Genomic DNA, 23191 nt, shown 5'->3' with positions numbered 1-23191 from the left:
GAGCAATAATGCAAACATTAAAAACAACCCCTTTGTATTACGGCAAAAGTCCTGCACGAGGCGACTTTTTAAAAACAAAAGGTCAGAATGCTCTAATACAGTTGCTTGATCAGTGGATTACTGAAGCATTGGAATACGCAATGCAATCGGGCAGTTTTAAAGAAGCTTATAACACGTTGCCTTCACTGGATTTCTTTATTGCGAATCCGAAAGAAAATATGTTTTTAGCGGCGAATCTACTCGCAAGTGAAGATAGTTCAGGCCGATCTTTTCCAATGGTATTGAGCCATTTATTAGAAATTGATCTGCCTTATGATAATTTGCTGTATGCGCCATATAGCTATAAACATGTACTCGTTGATTTATTTCAAAACAATCGTGCTTTAAAAGGAATTAAAGATTCAGATCTGTTACTTGGAAAATTAGGTCACTTACAAAATCAAATTCAGGTTTTAACTGAACGGGAGTGTATCGGCTTTTATGAAAATCATACGATGCACTCATTTGCTCAGTTAATGAAGCTCAGTATTTATGAGTTAGCGCAAAGTATGATTGGTCTGGGGTTATTACTTCAGCCAATTTTACAAAATGGAACCAGTCGATTAAATAAAGTTTTAATTTTGCCTATTAATAATCCTGCTTACAGTTATGAAATAGCAGCCTTTTGGGTCAGTATTATTTGTCGCTTTTTAAAGGAACATAATACTGAGGTGCTGATAGGTTTGTTACATCGAGAGCAACCAGTATTATTCTTTGGTTTTCAAGGTGCTGATATTTTAGCCCTTAGCGATATTTTTACTCAGAATATGGATAGTAAACATTGGGTTTCTTTAATAGAAGCTCAGTGGATTGATACTTATTTGGAGCAAAATGCTGGTTTAGCTACGCTAGAACAATCATTATGCCAACGCCAATTAAGTTTAAATCAAGGCTTAAAACTATTTAGACAGACTTTTTTGGGTGAATAATAATGAATCAACGAAATCAAACTAAACTTTCACAGCTCATAAAAGGCTGTTTTATCTATGCCATTGCTAATTATGCTTTGGCTCAGCCCATTGTTGTAGAAGGCGTAGTTCCTAATGAGGCCAGTAAACAGGCTATCTTATTAAAAATGCAGTCTATTTATGGTGCAGATCAGGTTGTAGATAAAATACAAGTGAGACCCGTAGCTGCTCCAAATGGATGGAGTGATTCTGTTACACGAGTTATTACACCTGATTTAAAAAAAGTTTCACAAGGTAAATTAAGCGTAAATGGTACTCGATTTGAGCTAAGTGGAAAAATGCTGAATCCAGCAGATATCCAACCTACCATCCAGTCTTTTCAAGGGTTAGTTCAGCCACCGTATCAACTGTATTCACAGTTATCAGTCAATCAGGCTGAGCAGAAAATTATTGATGACGCACTTAAAAATCGAATTATTGAGTTTGAATCTGGTAGTGCAGTTTTAACTGATGCGGGTCAAAAAATTCTAGACGAGATGGCTGTTGCCTTAAATAAAGTAGGCGGCAAAAAAGTCAAAATCGTAGGACATACAGATAGTTCAGGCGATGCAACTAAAAACTTAAAACTTAGCCAAGATCGTGCATTAGCAGTAAAAAACTATTTGATTAGTAAGAGTATTCCGGCAGACCATTTATCTGCGGAAGGTTTAGGTTCATCTAAGCCTGTTGCAGATAATACTTCTCCAGAAGGAAGAAAGAAAAACCGTCGAATTGAGTTTACTGTTCTATAAATATAAGGAGAAGAAAATGGCTAGCCCTTACATTACGATTGGATGCCCAACAACTGGTGGAGGGCAAGTCATTTCAGGAAACAGTACATTTTTAATTGAGGGAATTGCAATTGCCTGTGTAGGAGATAAGGCAACTTGTCCGTTACACAAAATAGTTGCAACGATTGTATCGGGAGATCCGAATATGCTTGTTATGGGGAAATCAGCAGCACGTGTAAATGATTCATTATCATGCGGCTGTAAATTATTGCCAAAACAGAGTTTGGTTAATCAAGGATAAGGGTAGAGATATTTTTATATAGATATAAATATCTACTAAAACATATTAACGCTTGAAATGATGAGTAGTTTGTCTGATAAAGCTGAATTTTGTTAATATACAGGCATTATGATTTTAAGCATTAAATTATTTAAAAATATTGAGAGTAATGATGAGTAATTTAAAAATTTTAATTACAAAACTTTCTACAGTTGCGCGAACTGCTTTAGAAAAATCGGCTAATGCTTGTGTTATTCAACAAAATTACGAAATTGAAATTGAGCATTTATTTTTAGAGTTACTTAATCAATCTTTAGAGAATGATTTAAAAATTTTATTAAAGAAATATAAAATTTCATCTGAAGCTTTGGCTGATGATTTAAAAGAAACAATTTCTCAATTGCCGAAAGGTAATTCACGAACTCCTATTTTTGCTAAATCTATTGTTCGTTTGTTTGAACAAGCCTGGTTATTGGCTTCGGCTGAGCAAAATCCAGTTATTCGTAGTGGTCATTTATTAGTTGCGTTATTAACTGCGCCTGATTTATATCAAATTGCGACTCGTGCTTCGAGTTTATTTGACCTCTTACCAATTGATTCAATGAAACATAAGTTTCTTGAAATTTGTGAAAAGAGTGTTGAACAACAAGATGAAACAAAAACACCTTCTGGTGAAGCTGAAGCAACAGAAACGACTGTAGCAAATAATAAAACAGCTAAAACACCAGCGCTTGATCAATATACAATTAATTTAACTGAAAAAGCGAAACAAGGCGGTATAGATCCAGTTATTGGCCGTGAATATGAAATTCGCCTAATGCTCGATATTTTAATGCGTAGACGCCAAAACAACCCAATCTTAACTGGAGAGCCAGGCGTTGGTAAAACAGCTGTGGTCGAAGGTTTAGCTTTAAAAATTGCTCAAGGTTTAGTACCAAACGCCCTTAAAAATGTCCATTTACATGTGCTTGATATGGGACTTTTACAGGCAGGTGCAAGTGTTAAAGGCGAGTTTGAAAATCGTCTAAAACAAGTGATTCAAGAGGTTCAAGCTTCAGCTCATCCTATTATTTTATTTATTGATGAAGCGCATACTTTAATTGGTGCAGGTGGACAAGCTGGGCAAAATGATGCTGCAAATCTTTTAAAACCAGCACTTGCACGTGGTGAATTGCGTACGATTGCTGCAACAACTTGGGCAGAATACAAACAATTTTTTGAAAAAGATGCTGCATTGAGCCGACGTTTTCAGGTTGTAAAAGTAGAAGAGCCAACCGAAGAAGTTGCGGTAGATATGTTGCGTGCGATGATTCCTGTCATGCAGCAGCATTTTAAATTACAAATTGATGATGAGGCGATCGTTACAGCGGTTCATTCTTCGCACCGATATATTAGTGGTCGTCAACTTCCGGATAAAGCAGTTAGTGTTCTTGATACGGCAGCAGCACGTGTTGCATTGACCCAAAATGCTCAACCTGTAAAGCTTGATCAGTTAAAGGCTCAAGAGCATAACTTAAAGCTTGAACAGAAAATTTTAGAAAATGAACATCGTCAGATTCCAATTCATCATGAACGATTAGAAACTTTAAAAGCTAATTTAGAATCTTTGCAAAAAGAGATTCATGAAACTGAAGAGCAATGGAAAAAAGAATTAGAACTTGTTCATAAAATTCAGGAATTAGAAGCACAGAATCATTCTAATGAATCTGAAGCTTATGACCAGATTAATCTACTGCGTAAGGATCTTGCTGAAATTCAAGGTCAGCAACCATTAGTATTTGAAAGAGTAAACTCTCAAATCATTAATGAAATTATTTCTGATTGGACCGGAATTCCTGTTGGAAAAATGGTTAATGATGAAATTAAACAGATATTAACGCTTGAAGATAAATTGGGCGAGCGTGTAATGGGGCAGGATTATGCACTTACACAATTAGTTCAAGGCATTAAAACTTCAAAAGCAAGACTTGAAGATCCTAATAAGCCACAAGGTGTATTTCTTTTGGTCGGGCCAAGTGGTGTCGGTAAAACTGAAACTGCATTAACTTTGGCAAATGAATTATATGGCGGTGAGCAGCATTTAATCACCATTAATATGTCTGAATATCAAGAAGCACACACTGTATCTTCACTTAAAGGTGCACCTCCTGGATATGTGGGATACGGTCAAGGCGGTGTTTTAACAGAAGCTGTTCGCCGTAACCCTTACAGTGTTGTGTTGCTTGATGAAATTGAGAAAGCACATAGTGATGTTCAGGAACTGTTCTATCAAGTATTTGATAAAGGTACTTTAGAAGATGGCGAAGGACGAGTAATTGACTTTAAAAACACCACTATTTTGTTGACTTCTAATGCTGGCTCAAGCGCGATCATGCAAGCTTGCCTAAATACGCCAGTAGAAGAATGGCCTACAGCTGAAGAGTTGATTGATCATTTAAAACCAAGTTTATATAAGCAATTCAAGCCTGCATTTTTAGGCCGAATGAGAGTTGTGCCATATTTCCCATTGCACGACGATTTACTTGTACGAATTATTAAACATAAGTTAGGCAAGATCACTGCAAGAATTGAGAAACAATACGGTACACAAGTCCAGTATTCTGAAGATTTGGTAGAGCTGCTTTTAAGTCGCTGTACAGAAGTCGATAGTGGTGCACGTAATGTTGATAATATTTTAAATTCTACAGTGTTACCTGCATTGGCTACAGAAATTTTAGTGGCTTTAGCAGAGCAAAAGTTGCCAAAAATTATCATGATTGATGCTAAAGATGACGAAATTCAATATTTACTAGATCCTGTTGCAAAAGCTGCTAAAAAAAGGACCAGTAAAAAGTTGAAGTCAGAAGTTTAAATTGAATAGAGCTAAAATTAGATGAATATTGATATTTCTGAACTCCTTGAACCCATTAGTGATAGCTTACCTTGTGGTGATGACTTTTCATTTTCTAATGAATTTCATGAAATCAAAAAGGCGAAAACACAAGATGATCTATTGCTAGATCAAGGCGATTGGGTTGCTGAGCGCAAACAAGCCGACTGGGATTTTGTATCAAATAAAACGAGTGTTTTGCTAAAAGAGAATACTAAAGATATTCGTCTATTAACTTGGCTCTTAGAAGCTTGGACTCATCTTTATGGTTTTGAAGGTATGGCGAAAGGTTTAACTTTAAGCCATACCATGCTTAATCAATACTGGCAGGAAATTCATCCTGTTATTGAAGATGATGACTTAGATCAACGCATTGGTTTATTACAGGGTTTAATTAATCAACTTCCGATGTTGTTAAAGAAAGTTTCTTTAACCAATACAGTTCCTTATTATAATTTGCTTGATTACGATAATTTTCTATATCACGAAAATGTGCGTCGTAAGCAAACTGAAGAGTACGATAGTCAGTCGGGACCATCGGAGTTAGAACAGTTCGATCAAGCTATTTTTAATACGTCTAAAACTTTTCAATATTCTAATTATCAAGATTTTAGTTCAGTGTTAACTGAGTGGGATGTTTTAAAACAAACCCTTGATCATTTAATGGGACTAGACTCACCGAGTTTTGGTGCAATTGATTCAGCATTTGAAACAATCCACAGCACATTACGCAAGATTTATAAGGCAGAGGCTTTTGGTACTGGGCTTGCACCAACCCAAGAACCAGCCGCTGTTATTACAAATTCATCTATGGAAAATCAAGTGCCTGTACAAGTTGTTTCAGATCAGCCTGCTTTTCAGCCTCAAGCACAAACACATTTGGCGAATCGTGAGCAAGCAATGAAAGTGCTGCAAGAAATCGCGGATTACTTTCAAGCCAACGAGCCTCATAGCCCTGTGAGTTATATGCTTCAAAAAACCATTAAATGGAGTCAAATGCCGTTACATGAATGGCTAGCACAAGTCATTAAAGATGAGCATCCATTGCAAATGGTTCAGGAAATGTTAGGCGTGCAGCCTAAAAATGAATACGAATAAAGATTGGTAAAGACATATGTTTAAAGCTGAAAAAGTCCTTTGGGGCGAAGGTTTATTTTTAAGACCTCAACATTTCCAAATTCAAGATACCTATCATGAACAACGCTTGAATCATACGGTTCGTGCGGTTGTACCTTTTTCATATGGTATTCAAAAATTAAATTTCGATGAGGCTCAATTGAGCACCCATATTCTTGCTCTTGAGTCTGTAGAGATGATCTGGCAAGACGGTGAAATTTATCAGGCGCCTGCATATGATCTATTGCCTGAGCCAATTTTATTGGATGATCTTAATTTACGTGGCGAGATGCTAATCTATTTAGCGTTGCCACTCTTACAAGCGAACAAGCAAAATTTAATTGATCAAAACCAAGCGCAAAAGGGCAGATATCAATCTCATCTTGTCGAAACGCATGATCTATTTACGAATGCTACCGAAGCAGATATTAGTTTGCTACGCCGCCGTGCTGTTTTTAAATTATTAGATGTACATAGTAATCCAGACCATAATCTGGATGGTTTCTTATATCTGCCGATTGGGAAGATTAAACGTCAAAGTTCAGGTGCTTTTGAAATTGACCGAAAGTTTATTCCACCAATTTTACACGTGGATGCATCTGAAACACTTATTTCAAATTTGAAAAGAACACTGAACGTTATTAAGGCAAAAATTAAAACCATTCAAACCAATAACCGAGAAAATGAACAGAAATTAATTGAATTCCGTTCTGGTGATATTGTTTCGTTCTGGTTAGTGAATGCCTTAAATACAGCTCATGCTGGTCTTAATCATTTTGTGCAATATCCACAAATTCATCCAGAGCGTTTGTTCTTCGAATTATTGCGTTTAGCAGGTTCATTATTAACTTTCTCGACGGCGTATGATGTCGACCAGTTGCCTGCCTATAAACACCATAATTTACAAGAAAGTTTCTCGCAGTTAGACACGATTCTACGTGATTTGCTCGATACGATTATTTCAAGTCGTTATATCAGCATTGCTCTTAAAGAGATCCGACCTTCATATTGGGTGGGAAGTCTTGAGACCGATAAGATTACTCGAGATACTCGACTTTATATTGCAGTATCAAGTAGCGCAATGCAGACACATGAATTGATCCAGATTGTGCCTTTACGATTCAAGATCGGTAGCACTTTAGATGTAGAACAACGCGTAGTTGCTGCATTGCCTGCGATTCCATTACATCACTTGATTCAAGTTCCAACTGCGATACCAGTACGTTCTGGTGTGAGCTATTTCGAAATTGAACCGCATCATGAGCTTTATCAGCGCATGTTAGATTCAGAAACGATTTGTATTTATGTTCCGGCTGGTTTCCAAGATATCAGTATTGAACTGATTGCGGTCATGAACGCTTAAGGGTAAAGGAGAGAAAAATGTCACAATCCACAGGTGCTCCTTCTTTATTTGATGATGGGCAGATTGGAACGGGCGGGAACAACAATAGCCAGTCTCAAGCAAAACTACAGGCAATCAATCTTATTGATTTATTGCATGACGGCTTTTATTTAGTTTTCTTGATTCGAAATCAGTATGTGCCAGCAGATGCTCAGCAGTTTCGTGAAAAAATCTTAAATTTACTCAATCAATTTGAGCAACAAGCCAAAAAGTTGCAATTTTCAGCTGATGATATTCATGATGCTAAATATGCATTCTGTGCTTTGATTGATGAAACGATCGTAACGCAACAAGACCCAAGTTATTTTAATTTGCAAAATGCTTGGTTAATTAGCCCATTGCAATTGAGCTTGTTTGGTTCTCAGTTAGCGGGTTATCGTTTCTTTGAAATATTGGAACAATTACGTAGTCGTGGAAAAGAACGCCTAGCTGCTTTAGAGGTATTTCATTACTGTCTTTTATTAGGTTTTCAGGGTAAGTACCGAATTGAATCTACGGAAAGTCTCAACCATTTAGTATCAAGAGTGGGTGATGAAATTGACTACTTAAAAGGAAAAAAAGTTGCCTTTTCGCCGTTCTCGGCTATTCCCGATCAGATACGAAATATTATTCATCGCGAAGTACCTTTCTTCTGGATTTTGATCTTTTTATTGATTTTTGCATTCCTTACCTTTGCAGGGCTAAGATTTATGCTGAATAATCAAAATGATAAAGCATTATCTAATTATCAAAATGTGATTTCTGCTCCTCAAGAGCAAGCACATATTACAATTTATTTACCTTGATGATGGTACGAAATGGCTCAGGAAAAACCAACTTCTATTCGAGTTTTACAGTCGAATAAAAAAAAGCCGAAATCACCAATACTTTATATTGTCATTGGTGTTATTGCCGGGGTGTTTGTAAGCATCTCGCTATTCCTGTTCTTGTCTCAACCGCATTCGTCAGAATCAACAGCAATTGAGAGTAAATCAACAGAAGAACAGATTTTAAATCAAGAAACTGCTCATTCTGCTGATGAACAAAATCAGGTTGCTGTCAGTCAAGACAATGAAACAGATTCAATGAGCCGTGATGGTTTTGAACAACCTAAAGATAATGAATTAAGTAATATCTTTAAACCTGCTCAGCATAAACCTGCTACGACCAATCAACAGCGAGTTTCTCCATTTGATGAACAGCTCACGGGTGAAAAGAAAGTTCAGCCTGTGCCTCAACTACAAACAGGGACGATACCTAAATCAACTCAACCTAAAGTTCAGCCTGCTCAACAAAAAACAGTGAGCAAACCGCAACAAGTAGCGCAGACTAAACCTGTTGTTGAGAATAAAGCTCCAGCCGAACCAGAAGCTGAGGTTGAACCACCTAAGGCATCGGTTGATATTAAAATTACACGAAGTCCTTTTGCTGTGAATTAATGAATAGATGATGATTTTTCTCATTTTCTTTTGCTTTACATGCTTAGCAATTGGTTTAGCGTTTTTAATGTCTTATGAGCTAAGAGTTAGAAGCAAAGATTTTGTTTTGTCATTACTGCCACAAGGCCGTAAACAACTTAATCAGGTTAGACAATTTGCTCAAACAATGAATCAGGCGGCTGCGCCTGAAAAGCTGCAATCCCATTGGCATTTACAGCAGTGGTGGATTGTTATTGCAGGTTTTTTCTTGTTTGCCAGCATTTTAGTGTTTGCTTTTACTCGGCCTATTAGCTCAACTCGAATTGAAGCTGAATATCTCAAAAAAACAGATCCTCAAATCTACGCGCTTTTGAACGGTGAAATATTATCGCCACCACCAGAAGTGGATGAAAGCCTAATTGAAGCCGCAATTGTAGAGGCTACACAATTAGAGCAACAATATTCTGCTCAAAATAGTGGAGCTATTAATTCTTCACCTATTGATAATACGAGTTTTGATGGGCGGGCTATTTTAGATACCAGTTTAGTAGATCGTAAATGGAGCAAAATGAACCCCCGTTATAAGCAGCGTTTACTCATGGTTTTTAAAATCATGAAAGAACAATATGGCTATGAGTTGGTTTTATTAGAGGGATATCGTAGTCCTGTACGTCAGAATATGTTGGCAGGTAATCCGAATACGACAAAAGCAAAAGGGTATCAGAGTTATCATCAATTTGGTCTGGCAGCAGATGTCGCCTTTAAACGAAATGGTAAAGTAGTTATTTCCGAAAGAGACCCTTGGGCTATGCAAGGCTATCGTTTATATGGGCAAGTTGCTGAATCGGTTGGGCTTACCTGGGGTGGACGTTGGAAATCTATTCAAGATTATGGTCATACCGAGTTCCGTATGCCGGGCTTAAGAAAAACACAGGAAATGGCTGAAAAACTGATTGCTGAAAGTTTGAATGATATAAATTAAAAAGAGAAAAATATGTTTACAGAGCCTAAAATAGTTCGAATGAGTAGTAGCCCATATCAATATCATTAGCCAATTGAGCTTTCAATGATTTCATCTTTAAAACGTTTGGCTTTATTTAATCAAGGCTTAGGAAAGGTTAGTCCATTTGCAAAAGGTGTGGAGGGAACTCTACAGGCTATTGAGCATCTGGGTTATGTGCAGATTGATACCATATCGGTCGTCGAGCGTGCTCATCACCATATATTGTGGAGCCGAGTGCCTGACTATGATTTAAATCATTTAAATAGTTTGGTTCGTGAGCGCCAAATTTTTGAATATTGGTATCATGCTGCGTCTTATCTTCCTATGAAAGATTATCGCTATGCGTTGCCTGCCATGATGTCTGTCAGGAACGGAGAAAGTCGTTATTTCAATAGAGGTGATCAGCACCTTATGAATGAAATTTTGGCCCGTATTCGTGCTGAAGGTAAAATTCGACTGCGAGACATTGATAAGAATAATAAGAAAAGTTTGGGAAATTGGTGGAATACAGGTCCAGGTCGCCGTGCTTTTGAGCAGTTATATATGCAGGGTGACTTGATGATCTGTGAGCGTAACGGCATGGAAAAAGTCTATGATTTGACTGAGCGTTGCCTACCTGAAAATATTGATTTAAGAATGCCCCCGCTTTATGAATATGCGCAGTATTTATTTAATAATACGCTTCGAGCACATGGAGCATTTACATGGAAGCAATTAGTTCATTTAAAGAAAAATGATTTAAAAGAGGCTATGCGTGTTGTGCTAAAAGAGCAGATTGATGCTGGTGTTGTATCAGCGGTTAAACTTGCCGATGGTCAAACCCTATATGTGGATGTAGCTGCAATAGAACAAAAAGTGGAGACTGATTTTGGTTTAAAAATACTTTCACCTTTTGATAACTCGCTTATTCATCGTGACCGTTTAACTTCTTTATTTGAATTTGATTATCGGATTGAATGCTATGTACCAGCAGCCAAACGGGTATATGGTTATTTTTGCTTACCTATTCTGTATCAAGATGAGTTAGTAGGCCGACTAGATTGTAAAGCTCATCGGTCTATAAAAGAATTAGAAGTGATTAGCCTACATCTAGAAAAAACAATCAAAGATAAAGAGCTTTTCTTTTTCGAATTGGAACAAGAGCTAAAGCGTTTTGCTGTGTTTAATCAATGCTCAACTATTAATGACAAAGTGATTAAGCTTATTGGTACTAAAATTTAAACACCAAAAGAATTAAAGCTTTTGGTGTTGTCACTTTTTTAGTTCAAAGGCATACGATATTCAATAATCCCTGGTTTTTGTGCAATCCAGTCATAGAGTTTTTGAGCTGTGTGGTTGGTTTCTTGCGTGTGCCAATATAAACGATCACAGTTGTGCTCAATTGCCTTCTTTTGTACATACTCAATGAGTTGCTTACCAATGTGTTGTCCACGAACTTCAGGTGAAACATACAGGTCTTCTAAATAACAATAATTATTTTCTGCCCATGTTGAACGATGAATAACATAATGCACAATTCCCAAAACTTGTTCACCTTGTTTGGCAACAGCACAATAAACGGGTTCATTTTCATCGAAAAAGCGTTCCCAAGTCACTTTAGTGACATGAAGAGGTAAATTTACCTGATAAAAATTTTGATAAGCAAGCCAATATTTTTCCCATTGTGAATAGTCCTGCTGTTGAACTGGGATGATTTGAATATCTTGATTTTGCATAATAATTACACTCTATTTTAAAGTAATGGAAAATGGACAACTAGAGTGTAGTTTTGATAGTGGTATTTTTATAAGATACACTTTTGATATTTTTCACAGTACCAGTTTGTTATGGCAGCTTCGTTTTCGGCATCTTTCCCACATTTGATTTTGCCAAAGGGCCAGATTAAGGATGGGCTATATTCAGCTTTGCGTGATGCTATTTTAGATGGAAGGCTGACTGTCGGAACAAAATTACCCTCAAGTCGTGCCCTAGCAGAGATGATGTCAATTTCAAGAAACTCTGTATTGGCAGCTCTTGAACGATTACTTGATGAGGGATATTTATTTACCAAACCAAGTTCGGGTACCTTTGTTGCTGAGGTTGTGCCAGATCAGTTAATACATGTTCACGAAAATTCAGAAAAAACTACGCTAGCCAATCATCATTCTTTAACTATTAATCCGAACATAGAAACATTATTAACTTCATGGCGAGAGCAGGCGTGGTTAAGTCAAAAGAAAAAAATGTTCCATGTGGGTGTAGGTTGTGTTGATTTATTTCCTCATCAACTTTGGGGAAAGTTATTAAATCAAGCTTGGCGACAGTCGTACTATCAGCTTGGTCAATTTCACGACCCGCGTGGCTATCTGCCTCTACGTCAGGCAATTTGTGAATATGTCCGCTCCACTCGAGGGCTGAACTGCAACGAAGACCAAATTATTATCGTAAATGGGACGCAGCAAGCTATTCATTTAACGGCCTATGCTTTACTTCAAGCAAATGATGAGGTGTGTTTAGATGAACCAGGGTATGACGCTGCTTTTAACATTTTTCGAAGTTTTGGTGCACATGTAAATTTAATTGAAAGTGATGAAGAAGGAATGCAAATTTCGGACATTATTCATCGTTATTCAAAAAGCAAACTGGTCTATACAGCGCCTTCACATCAGTTTCCTGTAGGTGGAACCTTAAGCCTCGCCCGCCGTTTTTCGTTACTCGATTGGGCATCTCAACAAGGAAAATGGATTTTTGAAGATGACTATAATAGTGAGTTTCGCTATGGCACACATCCTATTCAAGCTCTACAAGGTTTAGATCAGCAGCAAAGAGTCATTTACTCTGGTACTTTTACCAAAATGATGTTTCCAGAGTTTCGTTTAGGGTTCATGGTTGTGCCTGAAGCATTGATCGAAACCTTTAGTGCAGCTAAATACTATACCGATGTTCGAAGTTCTTATTTAGAGCAGGTGGCTTTGTTTCAATTTATACAAAAAGGCCACTATGCCCGACATGTACGTAAAGTTCGAAAAGCTTGCTATGAGCGCCAACAAGCATTGATTAAAGCGATTGATGAGCATCTTTCAGATGTGCTTAGTGCTCAACCCACAGATTCAGGTATCCATGCAGTGTGCTGGTTAAAAGGTGAGTGGACAGAGCAAGAATTTATTGATCAGTGTTCAGCTCTAAATTTAGCTGTTCAACCCCTATCAAGATATTGTCAGATGCCAACCAAAAAGGCCGCGGTACTTTTTGGCTACGCAGCCCACACACCTAATGAAATTATTGAAAACATTCAAAAAATTGCACAATCTTTACAAGAAAAATAATAGCCTAAGTTTTGTTATTTAGATAAATTTAATCACTGTTCAAATACTTAAATACGAATTTTTATGATGATTAATTGGTTATATGAAAATAGAGATGTTGTTAAAATTTTTAAAAATTAATTTAATTAATATTATTTTAAGCTAGCCCAATTAATCTAACTACATCAAAGCTTATTTAGTACACCTTTTGGCCATATTCTCCAGATGTGGCCGTTTTTTTTATCAAAAATAAATATAGCTCGGAATAACTTAATTAATTTTTAAAGAGAAATAAAAATTAATCTTCTTCCATGGCATTACTATAAAACTTAACACCCAGTTTAATACGATCACGCCCATTACCCATACGCCAGCGGTTAGTATCTCTTAAAGAATATACACAGCCACAATATTCTTGTTGATAAAACTCTTCTCGTTTACTGATTTCAATCATACGGCTTGAGCCACCGTTTTTACGCCAGTTGTAATCCCAGTACTGAATTTCAGGATAGTGCGCAGCAGCACGAATTCCGCAGTCATTGATTTGCGCCATGTTTTTCCAGCGAGAAATTCCTAGCGAACTACTGATGAGACTAAAGCCGTGTTCATATGCGTAAAGGGCAGTTCGTTCAAATCGCATATCGAAACACATGGTACAACGAATACCACGCTCAGGTTCATCTTCCATACCTTTTGCTCGAGCAAACCAATTCTCAGTGTCATAGTCTGCATCAATAAACGGAATATTATGCTTTTCGGCAAAACGAATATTTTCTTCCTTACGGATGAGATATTCTTTTACTGGATGAATATTAGGATTATAAAAAAATATTGAAAATTTAATATCTGAGTCAATCAATGCTTCCATAACTTCTCCTGAACAAGGAGCGCAACAAGAATGAAGTAATAATTGATCATGTCCTGACGGAAGTTCTATTTTTAAACGTTGAGTTGACATAATAAAAAAATTAAATTGTAATTCGTTTAATTATATATTTATTTTTTATATAATGTGAAATGAATTATTTTCAATTTTACTGTGAAATTAATTTAATATTTTCTATTAATATATTTAATGCCAAGTTAAATATAATGAAATAAATGTGGTATTAAATATTAAAGTCATATGTTCGGCTAAATTTAAAGTTATTGCTAAATATACTATATGATTAAATAAATTATAGGTGAGTTTTATATTTTAAAAAATAATAGACTCTAAAAATTTTTTGATAAGTGATTGATGTATCTAAATATAATTTGATGTTTTTATTGTGATATATGTCACAAATAAACCTTATTTTTTCAATTAAAATATTTCTTTAGATTTATATCTTTAATAAATTTATACTATAAAATTCAGTGTGTTTTTTAATTTAAGCGTGTGATAATTTGAGATATGGAAGATTGGCAATGTAAGTATTGTAATGGTTACATTATGGTTAATCATTCAAAGATCAGCGTAGGAGAAAAAGTTTACTTTTTGGTATATAAATTTGATGCAAAGAATGAAAGGAAAAAATTATATAAAAAGGGAATTGTGATTGCACGTCACGATAATATATTACACATTGAGTCACGTAAAAAAACTTATAAAATCGAGCAAATTAAAGTCTATCCATTAGGCGCCCCAATGCCTTTCGTTTACAACATGTTTTGGATTTGCGGATGTCCTTGTACTCTACAAAACTAATTTCTTAAATTTAACTGACAGCAAGTTATTTTATAGATCAAACTGGATTAAACATCAGATCCATTTTTGCCATTGGCTTTTACAGAGAAGACTTATAACTTGGGAAAAGCGGCTCATAACATATAACAAAATCTCTGTTATTTATTTGACAAAATAAAAGCGCGCTCTTATAAACCTCAAGTAAAGTAGAGGTCAATCATGATGAGTGAAAATAAAAAAGCTGACCCTAGTCGAGTTTTGACTGTGGGTGAAGTTGCAAAAAGGAGCGGAGTTCCTGTTTCGACTCTTCATTTTTATGAAGCGAAAGGGCTTATAAAAAGTATAAGAACAAATGGTAATCAACGTCGCTATCCCTTAATTATTTTAAGATATATTGCGATTATTAAAGTTGCTCAAAGGGTGGGGATTCCTTTAAATGAAATCAAAGAAGCTTTAAGTCAATTTCCTATAGGTAGCAAATTAACAGCTAAGCAATGGAAGGATTTATCGAGTCATTGGCGAGAAAATTTAGATGATCGAATTCAAAAATTAACTCGGTTAAGAGATGAAATGGACTGGTGCATTGGCTGCGGCTGTTTATCATTAGAGCAATGTCCATTAAGAAATCCTGAAGATATTTTAGGACAAGACGGATCAGGCCCACGAATTTTAGAAAGACCTGAATAGAATAGTTCAAAAAATGGCTTTTAATTGGGAATATCTTAATTTCCAATCAATTAAATTTATTTTGCTAGAACATTCAAGTGAGTTTTTTATTGTAAACAAGTCATATGAAACATAAGTTTTTTTGATATCTTTAGTTTTTTTAGTAAGAAGCAAAAAATTATGAAAAAAATTCTTTTTCTTGGCTTGGCACTTGTTTCGTTAACGGCTTGCTCGTCTGTACAACATAAAGATTTAACTCCACCAAAAATTGGTTCACCAAATCCAGCTAGTCAATATTGTGTTGAACAAGGTGGAAAATTAGAAATTAGAAATGAAGCAAATGGTCAGGTTGGGTATTGTCATTTACCAAATGGCCAAGTCGTTGAAGAATGGAAGTTATTTCGTGACAATCAAGCGAACTGTGTAGCAGAAGAAGCTCAGAAATTGGTGGGGCAATCTGGTCTTACTGACGATCAAATTAAACAAAAAACTCAATCGGAGATTGTGCGTAAAGTAGCGCCAGGTCAACCAATGACTATGGATTATCGTACAAACCGAGTTACAGTGACCATTGATCCAGCTTCTAAAAAAATTACTAATGCAACCTGTGGTTAATTTTTTGAATTAAATTTGCTAGTTCAAATTGAAATAAAAGCCTGCTGAAAAGCGGGCTTTTTTATTAATTTAATTTTGGGAATAGTGAATAACTGGATATTCTTTTTGTTGAGGCAGTTGTTGCAAAGCCTGATTAATTTTGATGAGAAAAATATCAACTTTATCTTGGCTTGGGTTAAGGTGAATCATCACGGTTACAACCTGTTGGGTGATAACAGCCAATACAGCCACTCAAGAGTAGAACCAGAAAACTTAAAATGCTCAATCTTAAAATATGATTCATTTTTCTTCTCTTTCATTATTTCTATAAGTTTAATATATCAGGCTTTAAATCAAGAATAAAAAAAGCCTCTAGCGGACTAGAGGCTGAAAAACATCAGATGCGGTAACAGGTGAATTATGCATCTGAGTTAAGTAGGTTGTATCAAACCATGTAAAACACTTTACCAGCAAAAATGAATAAAAATAGAGAGGTGCGACTAATGGCTAATATTTGTGGTTTTTTTATTTATACAAATTGGCGCGCTTATTTAAACACGAGTTTTAAAACATCGATTAGGGGCCATAAAAGCTCCACAATTCATGTTTTTGATTAAACCGACCGATGTTGATTGTTCAACCGTTGTCTTTTTGTGCTACTGCCCAATAGTTATTCGTGATTTGTACCAGACTTAATGATAATTTTAATGTTATCCGAAAGGACACAATAACGACGAACATACGAATAATAATGATTGAAGGTAGGATCCCGTGTTTATTAGTGTATTTGATCTTTTTAAAATTGGTATAGGCCCATCTAGCTCCCATACAGTTGGGCCAATGCGAGCAGCATACAGTTTTGTGGATGATTTATTGAAGCAAAATGATCTACAAAAGACGCTCAGAATTCAGGTTAAGTTATATGGTTCGCTTGCAGCAACAGGTGTTGGTCATGCGACAGACAAGGCTATTCTTTTAGGCTTAATGGGTTTTGATCCTGAACATATCGATACTCAAGTAAGTACAAACTTGATTGAAGATGTTTTAGAAAAGAAAGCCATCCAGCTTAATCAGCAAAAGAGTATTTCTTTTGACTATAAGCGCGATGTACTTTTTTTAGATGAATCTTTGCCTTATCACTCCAATGCAATGGAGCTGATTGCTTATAGTGAGGCTGAAGAAATTTTATATACCGAAACTTACTATTCGGTCGGTGGTGGTTTTATTGTTAGCCAAAAGCAATTAATACAAACCCAATCTGAAACCAGTGATGTTAAGGTTCCATATCCATTTCATAGCGCGGCTGAACTTTTAAGCTTATGTAAAACTCATCATTTATCGATAAGTGAATTAATGCTTGAAAACGAAAAAAGCTGGCGTAGTGAAAGTGAAATTCGTACCAAAATTATGGATATCTGGAAGGTGATGCAGCAATGCATTCACAATGGATTAATTAATGAAGGAATATTACCGGGTGGATTAAACGTAAAACGTCGAGCCAAAAAAATTCATGATAAGTTATTAAATAAAGAAAATTCAAATCTGATTGTGACGACTTTTCACGCCATGGAGTGGGTTAATTTATTTGCTTTAGCGGTAAATGAAGAAAATGCTGCTGGTGGCCGAGTGGTGACCGCCCCAACAAATGGTGCGGCAGGGATTATTCCAGCAGTTTTATATTATTACGTGACTTTTTCTAAAGATTTTTCCGAAGACAAAGTTGTCCGCTTTTTTCTCAGTGCGGCAGCAGTCGGCATTTTATGTAAACTCAATGCATCTATTTCTGGGGCAGAGGTGGGATGTCAGGGTGAAGTTGGCTCAGCGTGTGCAATGGCTTCGGCTGGTTTAGCTGAGATTTTAGGAGCATCACCTGAACAAGTGGAACATGCGGCCGAAATTGGCCTTGAACATAACTTAGGTTTAACGTGTGATCCAATTGGTGGCTTGGTTCAGGTGCCTTGCATTGAGCGAAATGCAATTGCAGCTGTCAAAGCGATTAATGCAGCACAAATGGCACTTCATGACGACGATGAACACTTTGTGACGCTAGATAAAGTCATTCAGACTATGAAGGAAACAGGTAGAGATATGTCTGAGAAATATAAAGAAACTTCAAAAGGTGGCCTCGCTGTTAATGCAATTGAGTGCTAAAAAATGAGATGGGGCGAGATATGCCCCATCTTATTATAAACATTTACTATTTATCTTTTATTCAAATCACATTTCTGAGTTCATTTGCTGTGTTACGCAGCAATGGCAAAATTTGCTGAACCAAATAATCTTCTTGTACACGGTTAGTTTGAGACATGCAGTTAAGCGCTGCTATGGCTTGACCTTGAGCATTAAAAACGGGCACTCCAATCGCAATCACGCCAAGCTCATGTTCTTCTTTGGAAAGACAATAATCTGATAATGAAATGCCCTTAAGCACTTCAAAAAACTTTGACTCATCTACTAGGGTAAATGGCGTTAAGCGTTTTAAACCGTAAGTTTTGACCCACGCATGCTGAGCTTCTTCAGACAGTGCTGCTAGCAATACTTTACCTGTAGACGTTGCATGGGCAGGGAGTCGGTTTCCTAAGTGCATGCCATAAGGACTAACACGCAAATTATCTTGCTGCGGTAAATAGCTACGGGCAATCGGCACCACTTCGTTATCATCCAGCACCACAATCGAAAAAGTCAGAGACGTCTGCGCGCACAAAAGATTTAAAAATGACTGAGCAACTTTAGGCAAGTGGGCAGAGCTTAAATAAGAACTCGAAAAGCGCAGCACACGATGCGTTAGCCAAAAGTAATGTTCATCGGTTTCTAAATAGCCTAAGTATTTTAAAGTTTTCAAATACCGCCTTGCCGCGGTACGGCTAATACCGGTTCGCTCGGCTACTTGAGTGACATTAAGCCGTTGCCGATCTGTTCCAAAAGCTTCGAGTAAAGCTAAGCCTTTTGCTAACCCTGCAATGTAGTCATCTTGACGAATTTTCTCATGCGAGTTCGGGTGCTCTAAAAAAGCATCGAGAGAAGGCATCCTTTCATTCCTGTTATTTTGATTGTTTTTGTCCGCTATTCGGACAAACTAAATGATAAACGGTTATTTTCGTCTTGCATACATAGTGAACAAAACTTAAAGCCAGTAATTTAAAAGTCAGGATGAAACAAGGATGAAGTTATGGATATTTTAAAAACACAGGTTGCAATTATTGGTTCTGGGCCAGCAGGGTTATTGCTTGGACAACTTCTATATAAAGCTGGAATCGATCATATTATTGTTGAGCAACGTAGTGCTCAATATGTGGCTTCACGGATTCGTGCAGGAATTTTAGAGCAAGTTTCGGTCGACTTACTGAAACAAGCAGGCGTTGACCAAAACTTAAAAGAAAAAGGCTTACCGCATTCGGGCATTGAAATTTTGACCAATGGTGAATTGCATCGAGTTGATTTAGCCGCACTAACGGGCGGAAAACAAGTGACCGTATATGGTCAGACCGAAGTGACTAAAGATTTAATGACTGCGCGTGAAGCAGCACAGCTCACTTCATTTTATGAAGCTCAAAATGTACAGGTTAAAGATTTCTACACAGCACCAAAAGTTGAGTTTGATTACCAAGGTAAAGCCTTTCAAATTGAGTGTGACTTTATTGCAGGTTGCGATGGTTACCATGGTGTCTGCCGTGCCAGCGTGCCTGAAGACAAAATTAAGACGTTTGAAAAAGTTTATCCGTTTGGCTGGTTAGGGGTGTTGGCAGATGTTCCACCTGTAGCCGATGAACTCATTTACGTACAGTCAGAACGTGGATTTGCTTTATGCAGTATGCGTTCAGAAACACGTAGCCGTTATTATCTACAAGTTCCTTTAACAGATCACGTAGAAGACTGGTCGGATGAAAAGTTCTGGGATGAGTTAAAAAAACGCCTAGACCCTGAAAGCCGTGAAAAGCTAGTGACGGGAGCTTCTATTGAAAAAAGTATCGCGCCGTTACGTAGCTTTGTGACTGAACCAATGCGCTTCGGAAAACTATTTTTAGCAGGTGATGCAGCACATATTGTTCCGCCGACTGGAGCAAAAGGCCTGAATCTAGCAGCATCTGATATTGCTTATTTATCAAGCGCAATTATTGAATATTATGTGGAAGGTTCAGAGCAAGGAATTGATGAATATTCTGAAAAATGTTTACAACGTGTGTGGAAAGCAGAGCGTTTTTCTTGGTGGATGACTCATTTATTACATCGCTTTGAAACAGAAAGTGAGTTTGATCATAAGATTAAACAAGCCGAATTAAATTACGTACTTGGGTCTATTGCAGGTAGAACGACATTGGCCGAAAACTATGTTGGTTTACCTTATGAAATTAAGCAGATTGATAGTTTTAAGCATGCAAGTTAAAGACTAGATAAAAATAAAAAGGGCATGAAAATGTCCTTTTTTTATCTAAAAACTTAAGTGGGATAAAATAGCTTAAGAGATGTGGTCATGCTAAAAGTAGCCCGATATTTTTAGAAATATAGGGCTACCTATCAATTAACCAAAAGTTTACTCAGCGGTTGCTGTAACTTTACTATTAGTTAATATCACTTGTTGCTGAGATTGAAGAGGTTTAATCACTTGTGGGTTAGAGTTACTCCACGGGATATAGGCTTCTGTCAAAATATGGCCTGTAAGACTCGTTAAATCACTAGATTTAACCTCAGCATCCCCTTGACGACCATATAATACAACTTCATCGCCTGCTTTGGCTTGAGGAATATCTGTTACATCCACCATAACAGTATTCATTGATACTCGACCAACCACTGGCGCTTTTTGCCCATTTATTAAAACAAAAGCTTTATTACTAAAACTGCGACGGTAGCCATCCGAATAACCTACAGGTAAGTTTGCGAGTCTAGAGTCACGTGTCAACGTATAAGTTTGGTCATAACCTACAGTTGAATCTTTAAGGTAATTATTAACTGCAGCAATTTGTGTTTTAAATGCCATCATGCGTTTATATTCTGGGTGATTAGGAAAATCCCCATATATAATTGCACCTGCACGGACCATATCTAAATGTGATTCAGGAACATTTACCGTAGCAAATGAATTAGCTGTGTGTAATGTTAATTCTTTACGATTCAGTTTGGCTTTTTTAATCAACCATGCTGTTTGTTCATTAAATTGAGCCAGACGCTCACGGACATATTTTTCATCTTCTACAGCATAATGGGTCATAATGCCGTCAATTTTAAGATGGGGAAGCTTGGTGATTGCAACAGCTTGTTCTTTACCTTGAGCTGTAGACATTTCAAGACCATTACGATCCATACCGCCTGAATTTAAAGCTAAACTATAATGTACAGTTGTATTATTAGCTGCTGCCCACTGTGAAAGACGAGAGGCTTGATCATAGTTGCCCAAAAGCTCTTCAATATTTAACGCTTGTGCGTTGATGATTTCACTATCAGTTGCTGTACGTAAACGTGTAATTTTGCCTTTATAGCCATGCTTACGGACCATCGCCGCTTCAGCATTACTAGTAATACCAATACAAGATACATTTAACTTCATCACACTCGGCATCAGTAGATCAATACTATGACCATATGCATTCGCTTTCATAACCACACAAAGCTGTGTTTTGTCACTAAGTAACTGATTTGCCTTTTTAATATTATCTTCAAACGCTTGAGTATCAATTTCAATCCATGCATTGGCTGTAGGTGCAGGACTGACTTCATTTGTGATGTGTGATGTGAGTAAAGGTGCGGCATGAGCAAATTGCATTGAACCGAATAATACGAATGCACAGCTATAAGCGAGATGAGTAAATTTTGTTTTAAGTTTCATAAGTTTTTTAATCTTTCCTGGCTGAATACGATTTAACGCTGGGTGGATTTTTATGGTTAAGTACAGAAATATAATTGATTTAAAATGTTACATGATTTTATCGTAATAATACTTTCTCCTTAAAATATTATAGTCAGTGTTAAGTAAAATTTAATTTTGCTTAAGATGTATTAAGAAAATGCAAATGTGATTTTAAATAATCTTAATTAAATCTAAATATACATTCATGAAAAAACAAGAAGAAAAGTTATTATATTTTTTTGAATGTTATTTTTTTAATCTATTTGTTGGTGCTATTTTTAATAAAAATTTTTAAAATATAACATTTGATAAATAATTAACTTTATTATTACAAGAGTTTTTTTATTTTTATTATCTATTTGATAGTATTTTTTTATCATTCGGTAAAATATGGAAAATATATAGGGAGAAATATCTGTAAATTTATTTTATAGTAGGGGTAACTTTAAAATTATTATATTTTTCATATATTTATAAATTGTTTATTAAAGTTGTTTAGAAATTTTTGGTTATATCATGACAAATTTTTAAGCATCTAACGTCATATTTAATAGTTTTTAATAAATTAATTTAAATTTTATAAATGAAATATTAATTAGATTGAGTAAATGGTTGAGTAGAATTTAACCTTAGGGTGGTGGTTGTGATTTTTGTTTAATAAATCGACGAATGTTCCTTATCTTATTTTTTTTAATTAAATTTGTTGTTTGGAATTTTAGCTAAATTAAAATGTTATGTTTATTTTTAAATCAAGAAATTTTCTTAATATATTAGTTTTTATTAAATTGGTGGTTTTATATTAAGAGTTTTTAAATATAAGATGGTGGTGGTGTTTTTTAATTACTCAAGAAGGTTTGGGGTTTTATTGACCGTACTATTCTAATTCTACAAGGCAGTAATATAGCCGTCCATATCCTGAAATGCTATGGAAAAACGTAATTCAATTCGATGTGTCTGACATTAAAACTGTTGTAAAAGTGGATGATACCGTTGTAGGTATAGATGAAGGTTTAAATGCTGGATGCTGGATGCTGGATTGTGGGTCTTGCAGTTAGCGGTAACGAAGTCGGTTTAAGCTTTGAGGAGCGGAGTGCATTATCGGCAGATAAACAAATTGTGCTAAAAGATAAGGTCTATCGAAAAATGAATGCTTCGGGTGCTCACTATGAGATTGATAGAGTCGCTGATTTGCCAAATGTTTTAGATGATATTGAACGCCATTTGAAACAGGGTGAAAGACCTTAAACAAAGTTTAGGTCAATATCTTTTTAAGCGTAGCTCCCTTGGGAGTTACGCTTACCTAAAAAATTAAAATGAAGAGTAATAAACTCTACATATGTGGAAATAAG

General features: G+C 36.1%; 20 protein-coding genes and 2 pseudogenes. 17 read left to right on the top strand and 5 right to left on the bottom strand.

Annotated features, from left to right (window positions below; all coding sequences use genetic code 11):
* The first annotated feature begins 8 nt into the window (after nucleotides 1-8).
* The 10 genes from tagF to FY048_RS07440 all read left to right on the top strand — a co-directional run bounded on the left by tagF (nucleotide 9) and on the right by FY048_RS07440 (nucleotide 11005).
* Nucleotides 9-968, top strand: a complete 960-nt coding sequence (gene tagF, locus FY048_RS07485; RefSeq protein WP_016138586.1) for a type VI secretion system-associated protein TagF — start codon at nucleotides 9-11, stop codon at nucleotides 966-968.
* Between the two features lie 2 nt (nucleotides 969-970).
* Complete coding sequence (locus FY048_RS07480) at nucleotides 971-1738, top strand: OmpA family protein (RefSeq protein WP_446090709.1); 768 nt, start codon at nucleotides 971-973, stop codon at nucleotides 1736-1738.
* 16 nt (nucleotides 1739-1754) lie between these two features.
* Nucleotides 1755-2018, top strand: a complete 264-nt coding sequence (locus tag FY048_RS07475) for a PAAR domain-containing protein (RefSeq protein WP_016138585.1) — start codon at nucleotides 1755-1757, stop codon at nucleotides 2016-2018.
* Nucleotides 2019-2166: 148 nt separating this feature from the next.
* Nucleotides 2167-4848 carry a type VI secretion system ATPase TssH gene (gene tssH, locus FY048_RS07470; RefSeq protein ID WP_446090708.1) on the top strand — a complete coding sequence of 894 codons (2682 nt, stop codon included), beginning with the start codon at nucleotides 2167-2169 and terminating at the stop codon, nucleotides 4846-4848.
* Nucleotides 4849-4869: 21 nt separating this feature from the next.
* Nucleotides 4870-5964, top strand: a complete 1095-nt coding sequence (gene tssA / locus FY048_RS07465) for a type VI secretion system protein TssA (protein ID WP_446090707.1) — start codon at nucleotides 4870-4872, stop codon at nucleotides 5962-5964.
* 16 nt (nucleotides 5965-5980) lie between these two features.
* A complete protein-coding gene (tssK, locus tag FY048_RS07460; protein ID WP_005041639.1) occupies nucleotides 5981-7345 on the top strand; it encodes a type VI secretion system baseplate subunit TssK in 1365 nt (454 codons plus the stop codon).
* 17 nt (nucleotides 7346-7362) lie between these two features.
* Complete coding sequence (gene icmH / locus FY048_RS07455; protein ID WP_446090706.1) at nucleotides 7363-8169, top strand: type IVB secretion system protein IcmH/DotU; 807 nt, start codon at nucleotides 7363-7365, stop codon at nucleotides 8167-8169.
* 12 nt (nucleotides 8170-8181) lie between these two features.
* Nucleotides 8182-8802, top strand: coding sequence for a hypothetical protein (locus FY048_RS07450; protein WP_446090705.1), 621 nt, complete (start codon nucleotides 8182-8184; stop codon nucleotides 8800-8802).
* Nucleotides 8803-8809: 7 nt separating this feature from the next.
* Nucleotides 8810-9763, top strand: coding sequence for a M15 family metallopeptidase (locus tag FY048_RS07445; RefSeq protein WP_446090704.1), 954 nt, complete (start codon nucleotides 8810-8812; stop codon nucleotides 9761-9763).
* 84 nt (nucleotides 9764-9847) lie between these two features.
* Nucleotides 9848-11005, top strand: coding sequence for a winged helix-turn-helix domain-containing protein (locus FY048_RS07440; protein ID WP_446090703.1), 1158 nt, complete (start codon nucleotides 9848-9850; stop codon nucleotides 11003-11005).
* 38 nt (nucleotides 11006-11043) lie between these two features.
* Here FY048_RS07440 and FY048_RS07435 read toward each other — a convergent pair whose 3' ends face one another.
* Nucleotides 11044-11499 (bottom strand): GNAT family N-acetyltransferase, encoded by a 456-nt coding sequence (locus FY048_RS07435; RefSeq protein WP_446090702.1) that lies wholly within the window; start codon nucleotides 11497-11499, stop codon nucleotides 11044-11046.
* Between the two features lie 111 nt (nucleotides 11500-11610).
* Here FY048_RS07435 and pdxR point away from each other — a divergent pair, with 111 nt between their 5' ends.
* Nucleotides 11611-13089, top strand: coding sequence for a MocR-like pyridoxine biosynthesis transcription factor PdxR (gene pdxR, locus FY048_RS07430; RefSeq protein ID WP_446090701.1), 1479 nt, complete (start codon nucleotides 11611-11613; stop codon nucleotides 13087-13089).
* Between the two features lie 277 nt (nucleotides 13090-13366).
* On the opposite strand, the gene FY048_RS07425 is transcribed toward pdxR, so the two are convergent.
* Nucleotides 13367-14026, bottom strand: a complete 660-nt coding sequence (locus FY048_RS07425) for an epoxyqueuosine reductase QueH (RefSeq protein WP_446090700.1) — start codon at nucleotides 14024-14026, stop codon at nucleotides 13367-13369.
* A 438-nt stretch (nucleotides 14027-14464) separates the two neighbouring features.
* Between FY048_RS07425 and FY048_RS07420 the strand changes: the two genes are divergently transcribed.
* The 3 genes from FY048_RS07420 to FY048_RS07410 all read left to right on the top strand — a co-directional run bounded on the left by FY048_RS07420 (nucleotide 14465) and on the right by FY048_RS07410 (nucleotide 16018).
* Nucleotides 14465-14758 (top strand): hypothetical protein, encoded by a 294-nt coding sequence (locus FY048_RS07420; protein WP_016138574.1) that lies wholly within the window; start codon nucleotides 14465-14467, stop codon nucleotides 14756-14758.
* A gap of 198 nt (nucleotides 14759-14956) precedes the next feature.
* Complete coding sequence (gene soxR, locus FY048_RS07415) at nucleotides 14957-15424, top strand: redox-sensitive transcriptional activator SoxR (RefSeq protein ID WP_446090699.1); 468 nt, start codon at nucleotides 14957-14959, stop codon at nucleotides 15422-15424.
* Between the two features lie 159 nt (nucleotides 15425-15583).
* Nucleotides 15584-16018: an I78 family peptidase inhibitor gene (locus FY048_RS07410; RefSeq protein ID WP_446090698.1), complete on the top strand. Its 435-nt coding sequence runs from the start codon at nucleotides 15584-15586 to the stop codon at nucleotides 16016-16018.
* A gap of 69 nt (nucleotides 16019-16087) precedes the next feature.
* On the opposite strand, the pseudogene FY048_RS07405 reads toward FY048_RS07410, so the two are convergent.
* A pseudogene (locus tag FY048_RS07405) lies at nucleotides 16088-16195 on the bottom strand (hypothetical protein); the annotation flags it as partial.
* Between the two features lie 573 nt (nucleotides 16196-16768).
* On the opposite strand from FY048_RS07405, the gene FY048_RS07400 reads away from it, so the two are divergent.
* On the top strand, nucleotides 16769-18148 hold the full coding sequence (locus FY048_RS07400; protein WP_446090697.1) for an L-serine ammonia-lyase: 1380 nt from the start codon (nucleotides 16769-16771) through the stop codon (nucleotides 18146-18148).
* Nucleotides 18149-18209: 61 nt separating this feature from the next.
* On the opposite strand, the gene pobR is transcribed toward FY048_RS07400, so the two are convergent.
* Nucleotides 18210-19025: an IclR family transcriptional regulator PobR gene (gene pobR, locus FY048_RS07395; protein WP_446090696.1), complete on the bottom strand. Its 816-nt coding sequence runs from the start codon at nucleotides 19023-19025 to the stop codon at nucleotides 18210-18212.
* A gap of 141 nt (nucleotides 19026-19166) precedes the next feature.
* Between pobR and pobA the strand changes: the two genes are divergently transcribed.
* Nucleotides 19167-20381 (top strand): 4-hydroxybenzoate 3-monooxygenase, encoded by a 1215-nt coding sequence (gene pobA, locus FY048_RS07390; protein ID WP_446090695.1) that lies wholly within the window; start codon nucleotides 19167-19169, stop codon nucleotides 20379-20381.
* A 147-nt stretch (nucleotides 20382-20528) separates the two neighbouring features.
* Here pobA and alr read toward each other — a convergent pair whose 3' ends face one another.
* Complete coding sequence (gene alr, locus FY048_RS07385) at nucleotides 20529-21821, bottom strand: alanine racemase (RefSeq protein WP_446090694.1); 1293 nt, start codon at nucleotides 21819-21821, stop codon at nucleotides 20529-20531.
* A gap of 920 nt (nucleotides 21822-22741) precedes the next feature.
* Here alr and FY048_RS07380 point away from each other — a divergent pair.
* A pseudogene (locus tag FY048_RS07380) lies at nucleotides 22742-23087 on the top strand (phosphonoacetaldehyde hydrolase); the annotation flags it as partial.
* Between the last annotated feature and the right edge of the window lie 104 nt (nucleotides 23088-23191).

The organism is Acinetobacter sp. 1124_18A, assembly GCF_052824995.1.
Note: the sequence above shows the minus strand (reverse complement) of the source record. Positions and strands in the feature narration are given on the sequence as shown.